1 protein-coding gene is annotated in these 335 nt (G+C 65.4%); it reads left to right on the top strand.

What is annotated here, in order from left to right:
- On the top strand, positions 1 to 335 hold a 335-nt coding region (locus HX774_RS19465), incomplete at both ends, for an aldo/keto reductase (protein ID WP_178829038.1).

The raw sequence follows: 335 nt of genomic DNA, 5'->3' as shown, positions 1-335 counted from the left end.
CTGATCAGGGCCGCCGTGGAGCGCGGCGTCACCCTGTTCGACACGGCTCAAATTTACGGCGAAGCCAACGAGGAGATGGTCGGCGAGGCGCTTGAGCCGTTCCGCGATCAGGTCGTCATCGCCACCAAGTTCGGTTTCGAGCCGGGTCAGTCCTTTGGCGAGCAGAAACTGTCCAGCCGACCGGACGACATCCGCCGGGCGACCGAGGGCTCCCTGCGCCGCCTGCGGGTCGAGGCGATCGATCTCTACTACCAGCACCGGGTCGATCCCGACGTGGCGATCGAGGATGTGGCGGGCACGGTTCGGGACCTGATCGCCGAAGGCAAGGTTAAGCA

It is taken from the genome of Brevundimonas sp. P7753 (assembly GCF_013386595.1).
Taxonomy (GTDB): domain Bacteria; phylum Pseudomonadota; class Alphaproteobacteria; order Caulobacterales; family Caulobacteraceae; genus Brevundimonas; species Brevundimonas bullata.
Note: the sequence above shows the minus strand (reverse complement) of the source record. Positions and strands in the feature narration are given on the sequence as shown.